This window comes from Agrilactobacillus yilanensis (assembly GCF_003946725.1).
GTDB lineage: Bacteria > Bacillota > Bacilli > Lactobacillales > Lactobacillaceae > Agrilactobacillus > Agrilactobacillus yilanensis.
Genome location: NZ_RHOY01000010.1, coordinates 13,722 through 29,555, shown reverse-complemented (window position 1 = coordinate 29,555; position 15,834 = coordinate 13,722). Strand labels below are relative to the sequence as shown.

General features: G+C 41.7%; 14 protein-coding genes. 2 read left to right on the top strand and 12 right to left on the bottom strand.

Annotation, left to right across the window (positions count from 1 at the left end; all coding sequences use genetic code 11):
* Positions 1–163 precede the first annotated feature (163 nt).
* On the bottom strand, positions 164–535 hold the full coding sequence (locus EKM93_RS08075) for a metal-sulfur cluster assembly factor (protein ID WP_125714785.1): 372 nt from the start codon (positions 533–535) through the stop codon (positions 164–166).
* 222 nt (positions 536–757) lie between these two features.
* Between EKM93_RS08075 and EKM93_RS08070 the strand changes: the two genes are divergently transcribed.
* Positions 758–1,288, top strand: a complete 531-nt coding sequence (locus EKM93_RS08070) for an SLAP domain-containing protein (RefSeq protein ID WP_125714783.1) — start codon at positions 758–760, stop codon at positions 1,286–1,288.
* 231 nt (positions 1,289–1,519) lie between these two features.
* On the opposite strand, the gene lysA is transcribed toward EKM93_RS08070, so the two are convergent.
* Positions 1,520–2,821, bottom strand: a complete 1,302-nt coding sequence (gene lysA, locus EKM93_RS08065) for a diaminopimelate decarboxylase (protein ID WP_125714781.1) — start codon at positions 2,819–2,821, stop codon at positions 1,520–1,522.
* Between the two features lie 8 nt (positions 2,822–2,829).
* Complete coding sequence (locus tag EKM93_RS08060) at positions 2,830–3,018, bottom strand: 2-hydroxymuconate tautomerase (RefSeq protein ID WP_125714779.1); 189 nt, start codon at positions 3,016–3,018, stop codon at positions 2,830–2,832.
* 93 nt (positions 3,019–3,111) lie between these two features.
* Between EKM93_RS08060 and EKM93_RS08055 the strand changes: the two genes are divergently transcribed.
* A complete protein-coding gene (locus tag EKM93_RS08055) occupies positions 3,112–4,530 on the top strand; it encodes a C69 family dipeptidase (protein ID WP_376923102.1) in 1,419 nt (472 codons plus the stop codon).
* Here the strand turns inward: EKM93_RS08055 and EKM93_RS08050 are convergent.
* The 9 genes from EKM93_RS08050 to glyQ all read right to left on the bottom strand — a co-directional run bounded on the left by EKM93_RS08050 (position 4,527) and on the right by glyQ (position 15,615).
* Positions 4,527–5,108 (bottom strand): tyrosine-type recombinase/integrase, encoded by a 582-nt coding sequence (locus EKM93_RS08050; protein WP_125714776.1) that lies wholly within the window; start codon positions 5,106–5,108, stop codon positions 4,527–4,529. The genes EKM93_RS08055 and EKM93_RS08050 overlap by 4 nt on opposite strands.
* A gap of 28 nt (positions 5,109–5,136) precedes the next feature.
* A complete protein-coding gene (locus tag EKM93_RS08045; RefSeq protein ID WP_125714774.1) occupies positions 5,137–6,138 on the bottom strand; it encodes a 3-deoxy-7-phosphoheptulonate synthase in 1,002 nt (333 codons plus the stop codon).
* A 28-nt stretch (positions 6,139–6,166) separates the two neighbouring features.
* Positions 6,167–7,402 (bottom strand): peptidase T, encoded by a 1,236-nt coding sequence (gene pepT, locus EKM93_RS08040; protein WP_125714772.1) that lies wholly within the window; start codon positions 7,400–7,402, stop codon positions 6,167–6,169.
* A 22-nt stretch (positions 7,403–7,424) separates the two neighbouring features.
* Positions 7,425–8,540 carry a Nif3-like dinuclear metal center hexameric protein gene (locus EKM93_RS08035; protein WP_125714770.1) on the bottom strand — a complete coding sequence of 372 codons (1,116 nt, stop codon included), beginning with the start codon at positions 8,538–8,540 and terminating at the stop codon, positions 7,425–7,427.
* Complete coding sequence (locus tag EKM93_RS08030; protein WP_125714768.1) at positions 8,537–9,226, bottom strand: tRNA (adenine(22)-N(1))-methyltransferase; 690 nt, start codon at positions 9,224–9,226, stop codon at positions 8,537–8,539. Before EKM93_RS08030 ends, EKM93_RS08035 begins: the two co-directional genes overlap by 4 nt.
* Before the next feature lie 255 nt (positions 9,227–9,481).
* Positions 9,482–10,594, bottom strand: coding sequence for an RNA polymerase sigma factor RpoD (rpoD, locus tag EKM93_RS08025; RefSeq protein WP_125714766.1), 1,113 nt, complete (start codon positions 10,592–10,594; stop codon positions 9,482–9,484).
* Positions 10,595–10,661: 67 nt separating this feature from the next.
* Complete coding sequence (gene dnaG / locus EKM93_RS08020) at positions 10,662–12,500, bottom strand: DNA primase (RefSeq protein WP_225423667.1); 1,839 nt, start codon at positions 12,498–12,500, stop codon at positions 10,662–10,664.
* A 126-nt stretch (positions 12,501–12,626) separates the two neighbouring features.
* Positions 12,627–14,708, bottom strand: coding sequence for a glycine--tRNA ligase subunit beta (gene glyS / locus EKM93_RS08015; protein WP_449224256.1), 2,082 nt, complete (start codon positions 14,706–14,708; stop codon positions 12,627–12,629).
* Positions 14,704–15,615 carry a glycine--tRNA ligase subunit alpha gene (glyQ, locus tag EKM93_RS08010; protein WP_125714762.1) on the bottom strand — a complete coding sequence of 304 codons (912 nt, stop codon included), beginning with the start codon at positions 15,613–15,615 and terminating at the stop codon, positions 14,704–14,706. The genes glyS and glyQ overlap by 5 nt, the downstream gene beginning before the upstream one ends.
* Positions 15,616–15,834 lie beyond the last annotated feature (219 nt).

Here is a 15,834-nt window from a genome sequence, read left to right as displayed (position 1 = left end):
AACGTTATTATTTTTAAAAATTTACATTCATAACCGTGAATTCTTTTTGAAAGCGGTGTTATCCTTTAACCGGTTTGTGCCTCTACAAAAAAAAGCCAGACCATTTCTGGTCTAGCTTCGCAAGATGATAGCGGTATCAAAATTATAAATTTTGAACCTATGATTAACGGATACCTAATGCAATCCGTGCATAGCGGCTCATACGTTCAGTTGTCCATTGTGGATACCAAACAAGTTGTACGTCTACATCCTTGATTTCAGGAATTGGTTCCAACGCTTGATGGATTTGTTCCGTTAATAAGTCAGATAATGGGCAACCCATTGTCGTTAACGTCATATTAATTGTACAAAAACCATCTTTATCTAAATTGACATCGTAGATCAAACCTAAGTTTACAATATCTAACCCTAACTCAGGGTCAATTACTGTCTCTAAGGCGCTTAAGACACGATCCTTAATATCATCTGTAATTGTACTTTGACTATCTTTAGATTCCTCGGGGGTAGAAGTGTTATTCTTTTCTTCTTCTGCCATATAAACCCCTCCTTTACTTCTTTCATTAAGTATAACTTTTATCTACTTAAAGCACAATAAACAAACGTAATTTTCCTCAAAATATCAAATCGGTAATTCTTAAGAAAGTTTAAACATTACTGGGAATTTCTAAAAATAATTACAAATAAAAGTCATTAATGTTACAATAAGGTTACAAAAGGAAATATAATTTTGTATTTAAGGCATTAGGAGGGATATATCATGAAAACGACTAAACTAACAAAATTAATTATAATGGGTGTTTTAAGCCTAGGAATGCTGGGCTTTACAACAGTACCAACTAACTCTGTTCAAGCCGCAACTCAAGGTTACGTCAACTATATCCCAGGTGAAGGTATTCCAGTATTTACTGCCCCTAATGGTGGCCCTACTGGTGAAACACTACTGACTGGTACTGAGTGGACGATTCAAGATACTTCTTACGATCCAAAGGTTGGGACTTGGTTCAAAATCGGTGACAGCCAATGGGTGAATGCAGATTTTATGGTTAATAAAAGCACACTTGTTTACGATAATGGGGTTGCTTTAGAATATACAGCAGTCGTTAGAACAACAGCTGCTACACAAGTTTATATGATTCCTGGCGGTTATCCAACAACTGAAATTTTACCAACCAATACCGATTGGCAAACCATTCAAGTTACAACGATTCATGATGGTACTACTTGGTATAATGTGGGTGTGAATCAATGGATTCCAGCAGCTAGCACAAATCTAATTGGCGTTAATTAATTTTAAAAACTAAAAACCAGATCAAAAGTTAATTTTTGATCTGGTTTTTTTGTGACCTAAAACGTGTTTGACGATACACTGCGAGATTCTAGGTTAGTGCTCGCTCTAGCTTAAACGCGCTCCAAGCTACTGACAATTTACATAACTACGACTTACTCACAAGCCAAGTTCGGGCTTATCTCGTAAGTCTAGGTTATGCGCATTGTCAAAACCGTAGCTTGTCGCGCTCTTTTAAATATCTAATTGGGTTAAATTTTGATAGGTTTCTCGTCTAACGACCAGCTGGCTTTGGCCATTTTCAACAAAAACGACGGCTGGTCGTGGGTTACGGTTATAATTATTCGCCATGGCGTACCCATAGGCGCCGGTGACGAAGGTTGCCAAAATATCCCCTGGTTGGGTGGCTGCTAAGGGTTGATCATGGATCAGCATGTCACCTGATTCGCAATATTTTCCAGCAATCGTCACGGTTTCCACGGGTGCGTCATCTGGCCGGTTACAAACAACGGCATCATATTCAGATTGATACAATGCCGGCCGAATGTTGTCCCCCATGCCGCCATCCACATCAAGATAATGCCGAACGTCAGGGATGTCTTTACGAGAGCCGATGGTGTACAGCGTTGTACCCGCTTCAGCGACAATTGAACGGCCGGGTTCAATCCAAATTTCAGGTTCCGGCAACGCTTTAGCTTGCACTTGTTTCATAATTTCATCCACAATATTTTCAACATAGGTTTGTGGGGCGAGGGGTTCATCTTCAGCGGTATAACGTACGCCAAAGCCACCGCCAACGTTAAGTATTTTAGTTGTTAGATCAAAAGTTTGGGCCCAATTCGCTGCCAAATTGACTAACGCATCGGCTGCTTTTTCAAAACCAACTGTTTCAAAAATTTGAGACCCAACATGGGCATGAATCCCTTCATAAATTAAATTCTCTGAAGCAATTACTTGCGCAACGGCTTGATCTGCTTGGCCGCTTTTAATGTCAAATCCAAACTTAGAATCAATTTGGCCGGTCATATCATATTCATGGGTATGGGCTGAAATCCCCGGTGTTACCCGTAATAAAACCGGCATTTTTACTTGTTTTTCTGTTAAAATAGCTTCTAACAGCTCAATTTCGTGGAAATTATCTAAAATAATGTGGCCGACACCAGCTTCAACGGCCATTTCCAACTCTGCACGGCTTTTGTTATTACCGTTAAAAGAAGTTTGAGCCATCGGAAAACCGGCTTGTTGGGCTGTATAAATTTCACCACCGGAAACAACGTCAGCGCCAATGCCTTCTTCTTTTAACAACCGATACATCGCCTTAACTGAAAACGCTTTGCTGGCATAGCTAATGTGATACTTTAATTTACGGTCTTCAAAAACCTTTTTAAAACCACGAATCCGTTCTCGAATCAGGGCCACATCATAAACATACAACGGGGTGCCATACTTTTCGGCCAGCGCCAACGTATCTACACCGCCAATTGCCAGATGTCCCGCTGAATTTGTCTGAATGGTTCCATAATGATAATATGACATTGAGCCGCCTACTTTTCGTCGCTGTGCAAAACACCGCCGACAGCATAATGGTCATGGGCCATTTCACTAAGTACGACGTGAATATGTTCTGCAGGCGCACCGGTATCTTTGGCGATAACTTCAGTAACATCTTTAACTAAGTCTTTTAATTGGGCTTTAGAGCGACCTTCTAATAATTCAATATGGACTAATGGCATGATTATGCACTCCTTTAATTTTATTTACATAATTATAACCTATTTTTAATATTTCCTCTACCAAGGCTCCCTCTTTTTCTGAAAGGAATTGATATTTTGCTTAAACGATCTAGCTGTACAAGTATTTTAATTGGTAAAAAAGCCAGCGCTGACGGGACAATTATGATTGGCCGTAACGAAGACAGTCAAGCTGCTTGGCCCAAACATTTTGTCGTCCATCCCCACCAAGACTACGCCCAACCACAAAAATTCATTGCCAAAGACACCGGACTGACCCTTGACTTACCGCAATCTTGGGCGAAATATACCGCAACACCCGAATGGACAAACCGTTATGGGCTTTTTGAAGAAGATGGTATTAATGAATACGGCGTGGCCATGAGCGCTACCGAAAGTGCCTATAGCAACGCCCGAATTTTAGGTTTAGATCCCTTAGTGCCGGGTGGTATTAGCGAAGCTGCGATGATCACCATTGTTTTGCCCTTTGTCAAAACCGCAAAAGCCGGTGTTTTACGACTGGGCAGTCTCATCAGTGACTACGGGACCTGCGAATCCAATGGTATTTTATTTGCGGATCATCAAGAAGCTTGGTATTTAGAAACTGCCGGTGGCCATCAATGGGTGGCGCAGCGCATCCCCGATGACAGCTATGCCGTTGTGGCCAATCAACTCGCCATTCAAACCATTGATTTTGATGCCCCAGATTTTCTAACTGCCCCTACTTTACAAGACTTTTGTTTAAAAAATCGGCTGTGGCAGCCCCATCAGCCCTTTAATTTCCGTGAAATCTTTGGGACCAATGATGCTTCTGACCGGGTTTATAACATTCCTCGGGTTTGGGACGGTCAGCGGTATTTAAGCCCCAGTTTGGCCATTACCCCAAATAGCACGCTGAATTTTATTGAAACCCCGGATCGGCCGCTGTTCGTAGAAGATGCCATTGCTGTTTTAAGCCGGCATTTTAATGAGACACCCTTTGATCCGGCGCTTAGACCCCAAACGGCGGACAGTCAAAAATTCCGGCCAATTAGCCTGGCCAAAACTCAAGAAGCCCATGTTTTGCAGCTACGGCCAGAACAGCCAAAAGGCATTGGTGATTTGCATTGGTTAGCAATGGGCGTCGCGGCTGAAAGTATTTTTGTGCCTTTTTATGCGGGCCTAACACAAACCCCCGCCAGTTATCAAATTGGTGAGATGACCTTTGATCCCCAGTCGGCGTATTGGCAGGCAAAACAGCTCAGCGTTTTAGTGGACAGTCACTATACGGCCTTTATGCTGAAATTACAAGCTTTGCAAAAGCAGTTGTTTAGTCAGCATTTGACCCTCATTGATCAAACCGATACCGCTTTAAAATCGGCGCAAACAAAAACAGCTCAAGGGGCTATTTGTACCCGAGCTGCTAGAATTGCCGCTGAGCAAACCAAGACTGGTATGCAACAGCTGTATAGTCAATTATTAATTCAGGCCACAGATGCGTCGCCATTGAATTTCAAAACTGATAAAAATCTCTAAATCCCTAAATCCAACGACTTACTCCGTGCCTCATCTTCTGCCTGCCAATCAATATATTGTAACGTATAGTTGGGCATAGACTGATTAAACTGCCGCTGTAAATCCGTTAAATCTTTAGTCCGTAAATAATAGAAATAACCATAAGTTTTACGCATGGTCTGGGTACCCAGATCATCGCGGCCGGTTAACCGGGATAACACTTGAAACATTTGGTAAACAGCCCGAACTTTCAAGTGATCCACGTAACCGGCTTTATTTTTTTTCCGTGATGGAAATAGCCAATAATGGGGCGCCATCCCTTGAGTATAGACCTTAATTTGATCTTGAATCCCCTCTAAATGCAGCTGCCGGGGCCGATTTGTAGTTTCTTCAAAAATAATTGGCGATGCACTATAAATAATATCACTGACATGCAGCCGCACTAAGTCACTGGCCTGCAAGCCGGTATTTAGCCCTAAAATAAACAAAAACTGATTGCGTTTGGCAAAAGTCATCGTCTCAATCGCTGCCAATAATTCATTGATTTCCTTTGTTGATTTTAAGGGTCGTACGAGATAGCCTCCTGTTGTCACAATCATCACCAACCTTATTAAATTAAAAGGCCGCTTATTGCTGCCAAGCCCCGACAACTTGATTTAATTTGATAACTTGCCGGGAAATCTCCATATATTCATTAGGACTAACCGCTAAGCCCTGTTTGTATTTCGCATCATTAGGGAATTCATGGAAAGTTAAACTCAACCCCTGAACCCCAGCCGCCACCGCTGCACGACTAATCGGCAAAACTAATTCTGAAGTGCCGCTGACCTCATTGGCATCAACCAATAACGGATAATGGCTCAAACTATGGACAATCGGCAACGTGGCGATATCTAAATTCTTTTGCGAAAAATCCCGATCAAACGCCACAGAACCAGACGCCACTAAAATAATATTTTGATTACCTTCACTGGCAACAAATTCCGTCGCATTCAGCCAGTCTTCAATCGTCGCATCCAAACTTTGGCGAATTGCCACCGGTTTTTCCTGCTTGCCCAACGCCCGTAACAGCTGGGTATCATGCATGCTCTCAGAACCCACCTCTAAAACATCACTATATTGACTGGCCAACTCAATCTGCGTAACGTTCGTCACTTCATTGATAACATCTAAATGATTCTCATCAGCAGCAGCCCGCAAATACTTTAACCCCGCCTCGCCTAAGCCAGCAAAACCATAAGGGGCTTCCGCATTTAAAAAGTTGCGTCCTGTCAAAATGGTGGCGCCACCTTGTTTGGCAATCCGTGCTAAGGTGCTAATCATTGTTTCATCTTCCACGGCACTGGGGCCGGCGACGATCGTAAAGTTTGCCCCGCCAACTTCAGAATTTGGTAATTTAATCACCGTATCCTCAGGATGAAAATCCCGGCTGGCTAAAACAAATGAAGGCTGTTCTGGAATAACCACTTCAATAGCATTGAGTTCATCTTGGCTGAAATCATAATGATCGACACCGATGACCGTTAAATGGTTGTCAATTAAAAAGCCATGCATGCCCATTGTGGCAAATTTTTGCGTTAAATTTTTGACAATATTTGTTTGCAGCGGTTGTTTAAATTGAATAATCATAATTACTTATCTCCTCTTGCCGCCACCATTATACTTTGGCATTACGCTGGATAATTTCTAAAATAACATCCGTTGCTTTAGCCATTGTTTCAACAGCAACATATTCGTAGCGGCCATGCATGTTTTCACCGCCGGCAAATAAGTTTGGTGTTGGCAAACCCATAAACGAAATTTTAGAACCATCTGTGCCCCCGCGAACCGGCGTTTCATCAGGTTCAATATCTAAAGCGGCCATGGCTTGTTCTGCAAGAGTCACAACCGACATATGGGTTTTCATAATATCTATCATGTTATAGTATTGATCCGTTAAGGTCAATGCTACACGATCAGGGTATTGTTGATTTAATTGATTTGCAATCGCTACCATTTTCTGTTTTCTAGCCGTTAATCCCGTCCGTTCAAAGTCCCGAATAATATAATCCAAAGTTGCATGCTCCACATCCCCTTTAAACCGCAGCAGATGATAAAAGCCCTCTCTTCCTTCAGTTTGTTCAGGAACTTCAGCTTGAGGTAAGGCATTTTGGAAATCAATACCTAATTGTAACGCATTGACCAAAACCCCTTTAGCACTGCTCGTATGTACATTTTTACCTTTAATTTCAATATGGGCTGCCGCCGCATTAAAGGTTTCATATTCCAATTCACCTAATGGCCCCCCGTCAACCGTATAGGCAAAATCAGCCGCAAAGTCCGCCACATCAAAATGATCCGCCCCGGTGCCAATTTCTTCATCTGGCCCAAAGCCCACTTTTATAGAACCGTGTTTGAGCTGGGGATGGGCAACCAAATAAGCCATGGCGGTCATAATTTCAGCGATCCCCGCTTTATCATCGGCGCCCAATAACGTTGTCCCATCAGTTGTGATCAAAGTCTGGCCGCGGTAATTTTTAAGGTTTGGAAATTCCGCAGGATCCAAGACATATTCGCCGGCCGCATCTAAGGCAATCACCGACTGGCCATCATAATTTTCATGAATTTGCGGCTGCACACCCTCACTATTAAAATCAGCGGTATCCACATGGGCAATAAAGCCAATTGTCGGTACGGCTTTATCCAGATTACTTGGCAGTAATGCAGTGACATAGCCATTTTTATCATTATATTTCACTTCTGCTAGGCCAATTTCCGTTAATTCGGCCATCAATGTTTTCAAAAAAGCCGTCTGGTTGGCGCTGGACGGGATGGTCTTTGAGAATTCATCCGAACGTGTATTGACCTGAACATAACGCAAAAATCTAGGAACTAAGTTTTCATAGTTTGACATAAAAAATTCCTCCAATTCTAATTTAGATAAAATAAAATGGCTCCGTTGATAATTCAGATGGCTGCACAGCAAGGTCCCAATCATTAACTTGGGCCCACTGCTGAATTTGAGCGGTCATTTTTGTTTTAATAATACTTTCGGTGTGATGCCCCGGATCAATCGCCTGCAACCCGTTAGCCAGCATGTCATGGGCTGTATGATAATAAATATCTCCGGTCACTAGCACTTGCGCCCCGGCTTTTAAGGCATCCGGATAAAATTTACCACCGTCCCCGGCAATGACGGCGACTTTTTGAATCAACTGCTGCCGATCATGACTGACAATCCGCAGGCCAGTCAAGTTAAAGTCTTTTTTAATCTGTTGGGCAAAATCTAAAACAGATAATGGCTGACTTAATGTGCCGATCCGGCCTAAACTGATGCTAGGTTCTGTGTTTTTTAACGGGATGAGATCATAAGCGGGTTCCTCGTAGGGATGGACCGCCAGCATGGCTTCAACGACTTGATTTAAGCGATAACTTGGTACAATCACTTCAATGCGCGATTCTTGGGTGGTGGTAAGCTGCCCCGATGCACCAATGGCCGGATGTGCACCAGTCCCTGGCAAAAAGCGACCTTGTCCGGCTACGGTATAGCTGGCTTGTTGATAATCCCCAAGTTCCCCTGCACCAGCATTCCCCAAGGCTGATCGCATAGCTGCCGCATTGTCTAGGGGGGTAAACACCACTAATTTATAACAATAGATTGGTGTCCCACTAGGTAAGGGCTGAATATTCTGCAGCCGCAAGCCTTGGGCCATCCAGTCATTCATGCCGCCCACAGCTTTATCCAAATTGGTGTGGGCCGCATAAACTACGATATCGTGTTTTAATAAATCCGCGTACATCTTATTTTGCGGATCACGGGTATCTAAGTTTTTAGCAGGTCGAAACATCACTGGATGATGGGCAAAAATAAAATCCACCTTTTGGTCAATCGCTTCTTGCACTACTTCTGGCCGCACATCTAAAGTCACTAAAACTTTTTGAATCATTTTTTCCGGATTACCAATTTGCAGACCACTGGGATCACTGCTTTCCTTAATACTTAAAGGCGCTAAATTTTCAATTTGATTGATCAAAGTTTGAGCTTGAATCATTTGCGTAACATCCTTTCAATTAAATTTGTCATTTCAGTCATTTCAGTGATTTTTACCACATCCGGCTGGGGCGCCGCTTTTAGCTGGGCCACAATTTTTTGATTAACCCTTTGGCGGTGCTGCCATTTTGCTTTAAAATCTGCTGTTTGAGCTTGCTGTAACTTTGGTCCAAAAAGCTGTTCTTCTGAAGTCAAGCTGGGGTTTGCCCCTGTGTGTTGAGCGCGTATCATTTCATAAAAATGCTGATCTTCTAAAAGAATTTTTTCTTGCTGAATGATAAAACCGTGTTGATCTAGCCACCGCCGAACCATAGCTTCATTATTATTAGGTTCTAAGATGAGGTGGGTCGCTTTTAGTAAAGCGGGATCAGCCGCTGCTAAAATATGCACGATCAATTCACCGCCCATGCCAGCAATAATAAAGGTATCAATCCGATCCTCAACTTGAATAGCCGCTAACCCATCCCCTAAGCGCGTTTGAATTTTATCGCTCAAACCAGCGGCTTGAATATTTTGCTGCGAAATACCTAAAGGTCCTGGTGCCACTTCACTGGCAATGGCAAAAGAACTGCAACCCGTTTCTACGGCCATAATCGGTACAAAAGCATGATCAGACCCAATATCAGCGATACGGCTCGCTTTAGGAATTAAAGCACTAATTTGTTGTAGACGTTTTGAAATTTTCATGATGACCCCTATCTTTTTTTCTTAACTCCTATTATACCAAAGACGCGACATGCTTAAAAAGGGTTGGGCTATTTTGTTGGGTGTTAAGTTTAGAAATATTATCAATGCGTTAATTCAAGCCGTGGCGTTGCTTTGGATACTTGACTAATGCGTTATTTTGAAGACAAGCTCAAAAAAAATAAGCTGGTTCAAAAATTGAATTTGAATCAGCTTATTTTTTTAATTATCTTTTTATTATTAATCTAGGTTAAGTGCCTATTCCAAGAAATCCTTCAATTGTTTAGAACGAGATGGATGGCGTAATTTCCGCAAGGCTTTAGCTTCGATCTGCCGAATCCGTTCCCGAGTTACCCCGAACACTTTCCCAACTTCTTCTAAAGTTCTAGTCCGGCCGTCATCTAAACCAAAACGCAGCCGTAACACGTTTTCTTCACGATCCGTTAATGTATCCAAAACATTTTCCAGTTGTTCTTTCAACAATTCGTAAGAAGCGTGGTCTTCTGGACTTGTGGCATCCGCATCTTCAATAAAGTCCCCTAAATGAGAGTCATCTTCTTCACCGATTGGTGTTTCCAATGAAACAGGTTCTTGGGCAATCTTTAAGATTTCCCGAACTTTATCTGTGGGCATATCCATTTCCGCACCAATTTCTTCAGGCGTTGGTTCCCGGCCTAAATCTTGTAAAAGCTGGCGTTGGATCCGGATTAATTTATTGATCGTTTCCACCATGTGCACTGGAATTCTAATGGTTCTAGCTTGGTCCGCGATGGCACGGGTAATGGCCTGTCTGATCCACCAAGTGGCATAAGTGGAGAACTTAAACCCTTTGCGGTAATCAAATTTTTCCACGGCCTTCATCAAGCCCATATTACCTTCTTGGATTAAATCTAAGAACTGCATCCCCCGGCCCACATAACGTTTGGCAATGGAAACTACCAACCGTAAGTTAGCTTCTGCCAAGCGCTGTTTTGCTTCTTCATCGCCTTGTTCGATTTTCAAAGCTAAAGCCACTTCTTCGTCGGCTGTCAATAAAGATACCCGGCCGATTTCTTTCAAATACATGCGCACTGGGTCATTGATTTTGACCCCAGTTGGTGCAGACATATTTTGTAATTCTTTTTTAGTGACTTTATTTTTCTTTAAGCTAATGGCCGTTGGTTCGCCATTTTTATCAAGGATACTGATCCCTTGATCCTCAATTTTTTGATATAAATCATCGATGGCTTCACTGCCTAATTCGAAGGGTTGTACAAGCTTAGTTGTTAATTCCTCTTGAGAAATTTCTTTTTTAGATTTGTAGTCTTTAATAACGGCTTTTACAGCCTTATCATACGCTGTATTTTTTGTGGTTGTTTTTTTATTCGCCATAAATGTACTCCCCCTTATCAAACTATAGTGCTTTAAACCAATTTAAACTGACTTTGGTCAAAAAATATCAAGCTCCCTTCAAATGCCTTGATAATTCGATGATGGTCATCGTCCAATGAAGTTCTTCTTCAAGATTACCCGTTTCTTTGGCGATTTTTAAACCTTGTTTCGCCTGATTTAACTGTACTTGTAAATCCTGGGTCCCAATAACTTGTAATAAATCATCAATGACCGTGGGTTCCGTAAGCTCAGGAAAGTTGCTCATCTCTAAATCCGCAACGGCATTTTGCAAATTTGCTGGCAACTGATCAATGAACGCTGAAACATCTTGACTTTCGTAATTTGTCGAAAAAGTTAACCATAATTCAAAAATCGTTTGGTAAGTGACTTGTTTAAAAGCAAACCCTGCTTCCCCCAATAACCGGCGACAAATACTTTGGTCATGGATGGCATAATAAAGCAACAGCCGCTGGGCTTGCTCTAAACGGCTGTATTTAACAACTTTTGTTGCCTCTGGTACCGGTGTCGCCCCCATGGCAACCGCCGCTTGTTTTTGATACTTACCTTGAGGCTGTAACCCCTGTTGGGTCTGCCGACGACTAGGCAATTGTTCAAATTGTGTCTTAATGGCTGCTAAATCAATGCCTAGTTCAGTGGCTAAATGCTGCATATATAAACTTTGTTCTGAAGGGGTAGCGGCACTTTGCAATAATTGCAACGCTTGGTTTAAATAATCTACTTTGAACTTATCATTATTTAAATTAACATCCCGCCGCAAATAATCCAGCTTAAACCGAACGCTAGTCTGCTCCCCATCGGTCAACAACTTTCTAAATGCTTCCGGACTATGACTTTTGATGAACTCATCCGGATCTTGCGCATCAGGTAAAACCACAACGCCAATATCCAAGCGCCGATTCGGCATTAACATGTCTACCGCCCGATTTGTCGCCTTTTGCCCCGGATCATCGCCGTCGTAACAAATCACTAAATGATTGGTCACCCGTTGCAATAAATAAAGCTGTTCATCCGTCAGGCTGGTGCCCATGGACGCAACGCCGTTTTTAACGCCGGCCTGATAGGCTGCAATCACATCCATGAAGCCCTCAAACAGTAAAACGCCGCTGTTTTTGCGAATTTCAGCTTTTGCCAAATCAAAATTAAACAAAATTTTACGCTTATTAAATAAAGATGTTTCTGGACTGTTTAAATATTTTGGTTTATTAGGATCTTTAGATAGTACCCGGCCAGAAAAGGCGATCGTTTGCCCGCCTTGATCTCGGATGGGAAACATGACGCGATCCACAAAGCGATCGATCAATGTGTTATTTTGAGTTGATGTTAATAAACCAGATTTTTCCAACAGTGCTGGTGCCACTTGTTTATCTTTAAAAAAGAGTGTTAATAAATCTGTCTTTTCTGGTGCATAACCAATGCCAAAAGTTGCAATCATTTCATCGGTCATCCCCCGCTGATGCAAATACTTTAAGGCCTTTTGCCCCAGCTGGGTATTCACTAAAATGTGATGATATAAATTTTGACTTTGTTCATATAATTTTCGTAATTGCTGTTCTTCATCAGAACGCGCCGGTCCATTAGTCTGCAAATATTGGGCATCTAATGGAATGTTGTTCATTTCTGCAACTTTTACGACCGCTTCTGGAAAGGACAACTGGTCCACATCCATGATAAACTTAAAAACATTGCCGCCTCGGCCGCAACTAAAGCAATGGAAAATCTGTTTTTCCTCAGAAACTGAAAATGATGGCGTTCTTTCTTCGTGAAATGGACAAAGCCCAAATAAATCTTTACCAGATTTTTTTAATTGGACATATTGACTAACAACGTCTGTAATATCGACCTGGTTGCGAATATCTTCAATAACGGCTTCAGGAATCTTAGCCAATCTATCATCATCCCTCATTCCTGTTATGGCAACTAAAAGCCGCATACATAAATGAATGCGACTTTAAATTTGATATATTAATACTTTTATATCATACTACATAAATATTTCCGATGCAAGTGAAACTTATTTTACAATTAATTCTGTCAAATCACCTAAAGATAATACGATATTATTAATGATTAGTAACTGTTTTAAGCGGTTATCTCGAATTTTTGGATCTTTATCCATAATCATATTGGCTTCAAAATAAGCTTCAATCGTTGGTTTTAAACCTTCCAACTCTTGATAAACGGTTTCTAAAGATTTATCAGCTAAATTCTTTTGAATTTCACTGACTTTAGTATATAACTGCGCTTCCGTGTCGTCTTGGAATAACGTTGGGTCTACAGTTAGCGTTGTATCGGCAAAATCTGCTTTTTGTGACAGCCGCATTACCCGAGTCAAGGCTTCAATCGTTGTCTTAAAGCTTGGATCTTCACGGTGTTGTTGCAACACTTTAGCTGCCGCAAACATATCCGCAATATCCTTATTCCGATTATCCACAACGGCATCAATGAGATCATGATTTTCCTTTTGGATACTAAACCACTGTTTCACCCGATCAATGATAAATTCACGGACTTCTTTTTGATGCGCCGTTAAATCTAAATGAGCTTCGCTGCCTTCATTGGCAATTAATTTTTTAATTTGTTCTTGTAGTTCATCAATTGGGAAATGCCATTTTCGATCTTGTAAAATACGAACAATCCCAAAACTTTGCCGCCGTAAGGCATAAGGATCGTTGGAGCCATTTGGAATTAAGGCAACGGCAAAGAAGCTCAAAATGCTGTCTAATTTGTCCGCAATGGATAACACTGCCCCAACATTAGTTTGTGGCAAGGCCCCTCTAGAAGCGGTTGGCAAATAGTGTTCCCGAATGGCGGTGGCTACTGCTGGTTTTTCACCCGCTAATAAGGCATATTTTTCACCCATGACCCCTTGTAATTCTGGGAATTCGCCGACCATCCCCGTGACTAAATCAAATTTATAAATTTCAGCAGCCCGTTTTAAATCGGTTAATTCGGTTTCGGTTAAACCAAAACGTTGCCCTAAAAATTGAGCGATCTTACCAACTCGCTGCATTTTTTCATACATAGAGCCAATCTTATCATGGAAAGAAACTTGTTTTAATTGGGCGACATAGTCTTGGATTGTCTTCTTCTGATCTTCTTCATAGAAGAACTGGGCATCTTCTAAGCGGGCGACTAAGACTTTTTCATTCCCAGAAACCACATTATCCAGATGTTCGCTGTTCCCATTACGGACCCCGATAAAGACTGGCAATAATTGGCCTTCTTGGCTTCTTGCGTAGAAATAACGTTGATTGTCTTTCATAGAAGTGATTAAAACTTCTTCAGGAATTTCTAAATATTTAGGATCAAATTCCCCATAAAAAGCAGTGGGATATTCCACTAAATTATTAACTTCTTCCAAAAGATCTTCATCTAAATCCACTTGCCAATCATTTTCAACGGCTAATGTATGAATTTGTTTGCGAATCACATCTTTACGTTCTGCGGCATCAACGATGACATAATCTTCTTTTAAAGCTTCTTCGTAAGCGTCCGCATTAGGTAACGTAATATTTTTGCCTAAGAAACGATGGCCTCTTGTTTCTCGGCCGGTTTCAATGTTTAAAATATTAAATGGAATCACGACATCATCTAATAATGCCACCAACCAATGGATTGGTCGGATGTATTCAAAGTCATAATTGCCCCAATGCATTCTAGTGGGAAAATTCATCGCTGTGATGGCCGTCGCAATTTTTGGTAAAATTTCAGCAGCCGGCTGACCAACGGTATTTTTTTCTAAAAAGACATAGGTTTTGCCTTTTACTTCTTTAAAGGTTAACTCATCGACAGTGGCCCCTTGTCCCCGGGCAAAACCTTGGGCCGCTTTTGACCAATTACCAGCCTCGTCTTGGGCAATTTGTTTGGCTGGGCCTCTTAAAGTTTCATGGCTGTCAGCTTGTTTGTCCGCTAAACCTTTGATCAATAACGTTAAACGTCTTGGGGTTGAAAAAGGCTGAATGCTGTCATAATCTAAGTTTTCGTCCTTCAAAAACTGCTGTACCCGTTGATTTAATTGCACAATACTTGGTGTGACAACATGAGCGGGCATTTCTTCTAATCCAATTTCTAATAAAAAGTCTTTCACGTTAATTGGCCTCCTCTTTTGCTTTGTCTTGGGCGTGTTTCAATAATGGAAAACCAAGTTTCTCCCGTTCTTCCACAAAAGCTCTAGCAATCAAATGGGCCATATTCCGAATACGGGCTAAATAGCCGGCCCGTTCTGTAACGGATACAGCGCCCCGGGCATCTAATAAATTAAAGGTGTGGCTGCATTTTAAGACATAATCATAAGCTGGATGAACCAAACCTAATTTGATGAGCCGTTTGGCTTCTTTTTCATAGGCGTCAAAAAAGTTTAACAACATTTCTTGATTGCTTTCTTCAAAAGAATATTTTGAGTGTTCATATTCCGGTTCTTTGAAAATATCGCCGTATAATACGCCGTCGCCCCATTCTAAATCAAACACAGAGTTGATGTTTTGAATATAAGAGGCCAAGCGTTCCAAGCCATACGTGATTTCTGAAGTTACAGGCTTTACGTTTAAGCCGCCAACGACTTGGAAATACGTAAATTGAGTGACTTCCATGCCATCCAGCCAAACTTCCCAACCCACACCGGCGCAGCCCATGGAAGGGTTTTCCCAGTTATCTTCTACGAAACGAATATCATGTTCTAATGGTTCAATGCCTAATTCCCGCAAACTGTCTAAATAGTATTCTTGAATGTTTTCAGGAGAAGGTTTCATCACGACTTGGAATTGATGGTGTTGGTACAACCGATTGGGATTTTCCCCATAACGCCCGTCTGCCGGCCGCCGGGAAGGTTCCACATAAGCCGCATTCCAAGGTTCAGGGCCAATCGCCCGTAAGAATGTATAGGGGCTCATCGTCCCAGCACCTTTTTCTGTATCGTAGGCTTGCATTAACATACAGCCTTTACTGCTCCAAAACTGCTGTAATTTTAAAACAATTTCTTGAACGGTTAGTTTTTCAGTCATAACGTTTCTCCTTTGGCTTGTTTTAAATCCGTGCATTAAAAAATCCCTATACTGCGACAACAGTATAGGGACGGTTTTATACGCGGTTCCACCCTACTTCAGGCAAATTATCTTGCCTACACTTGATTTGTGATCAACTCCAAAATGCCAATAATCAAAATAAAGTTGCGGCTTGCACTATCCCACACTCGCTAAATCTTTTCTTTTTGATTACCCTTT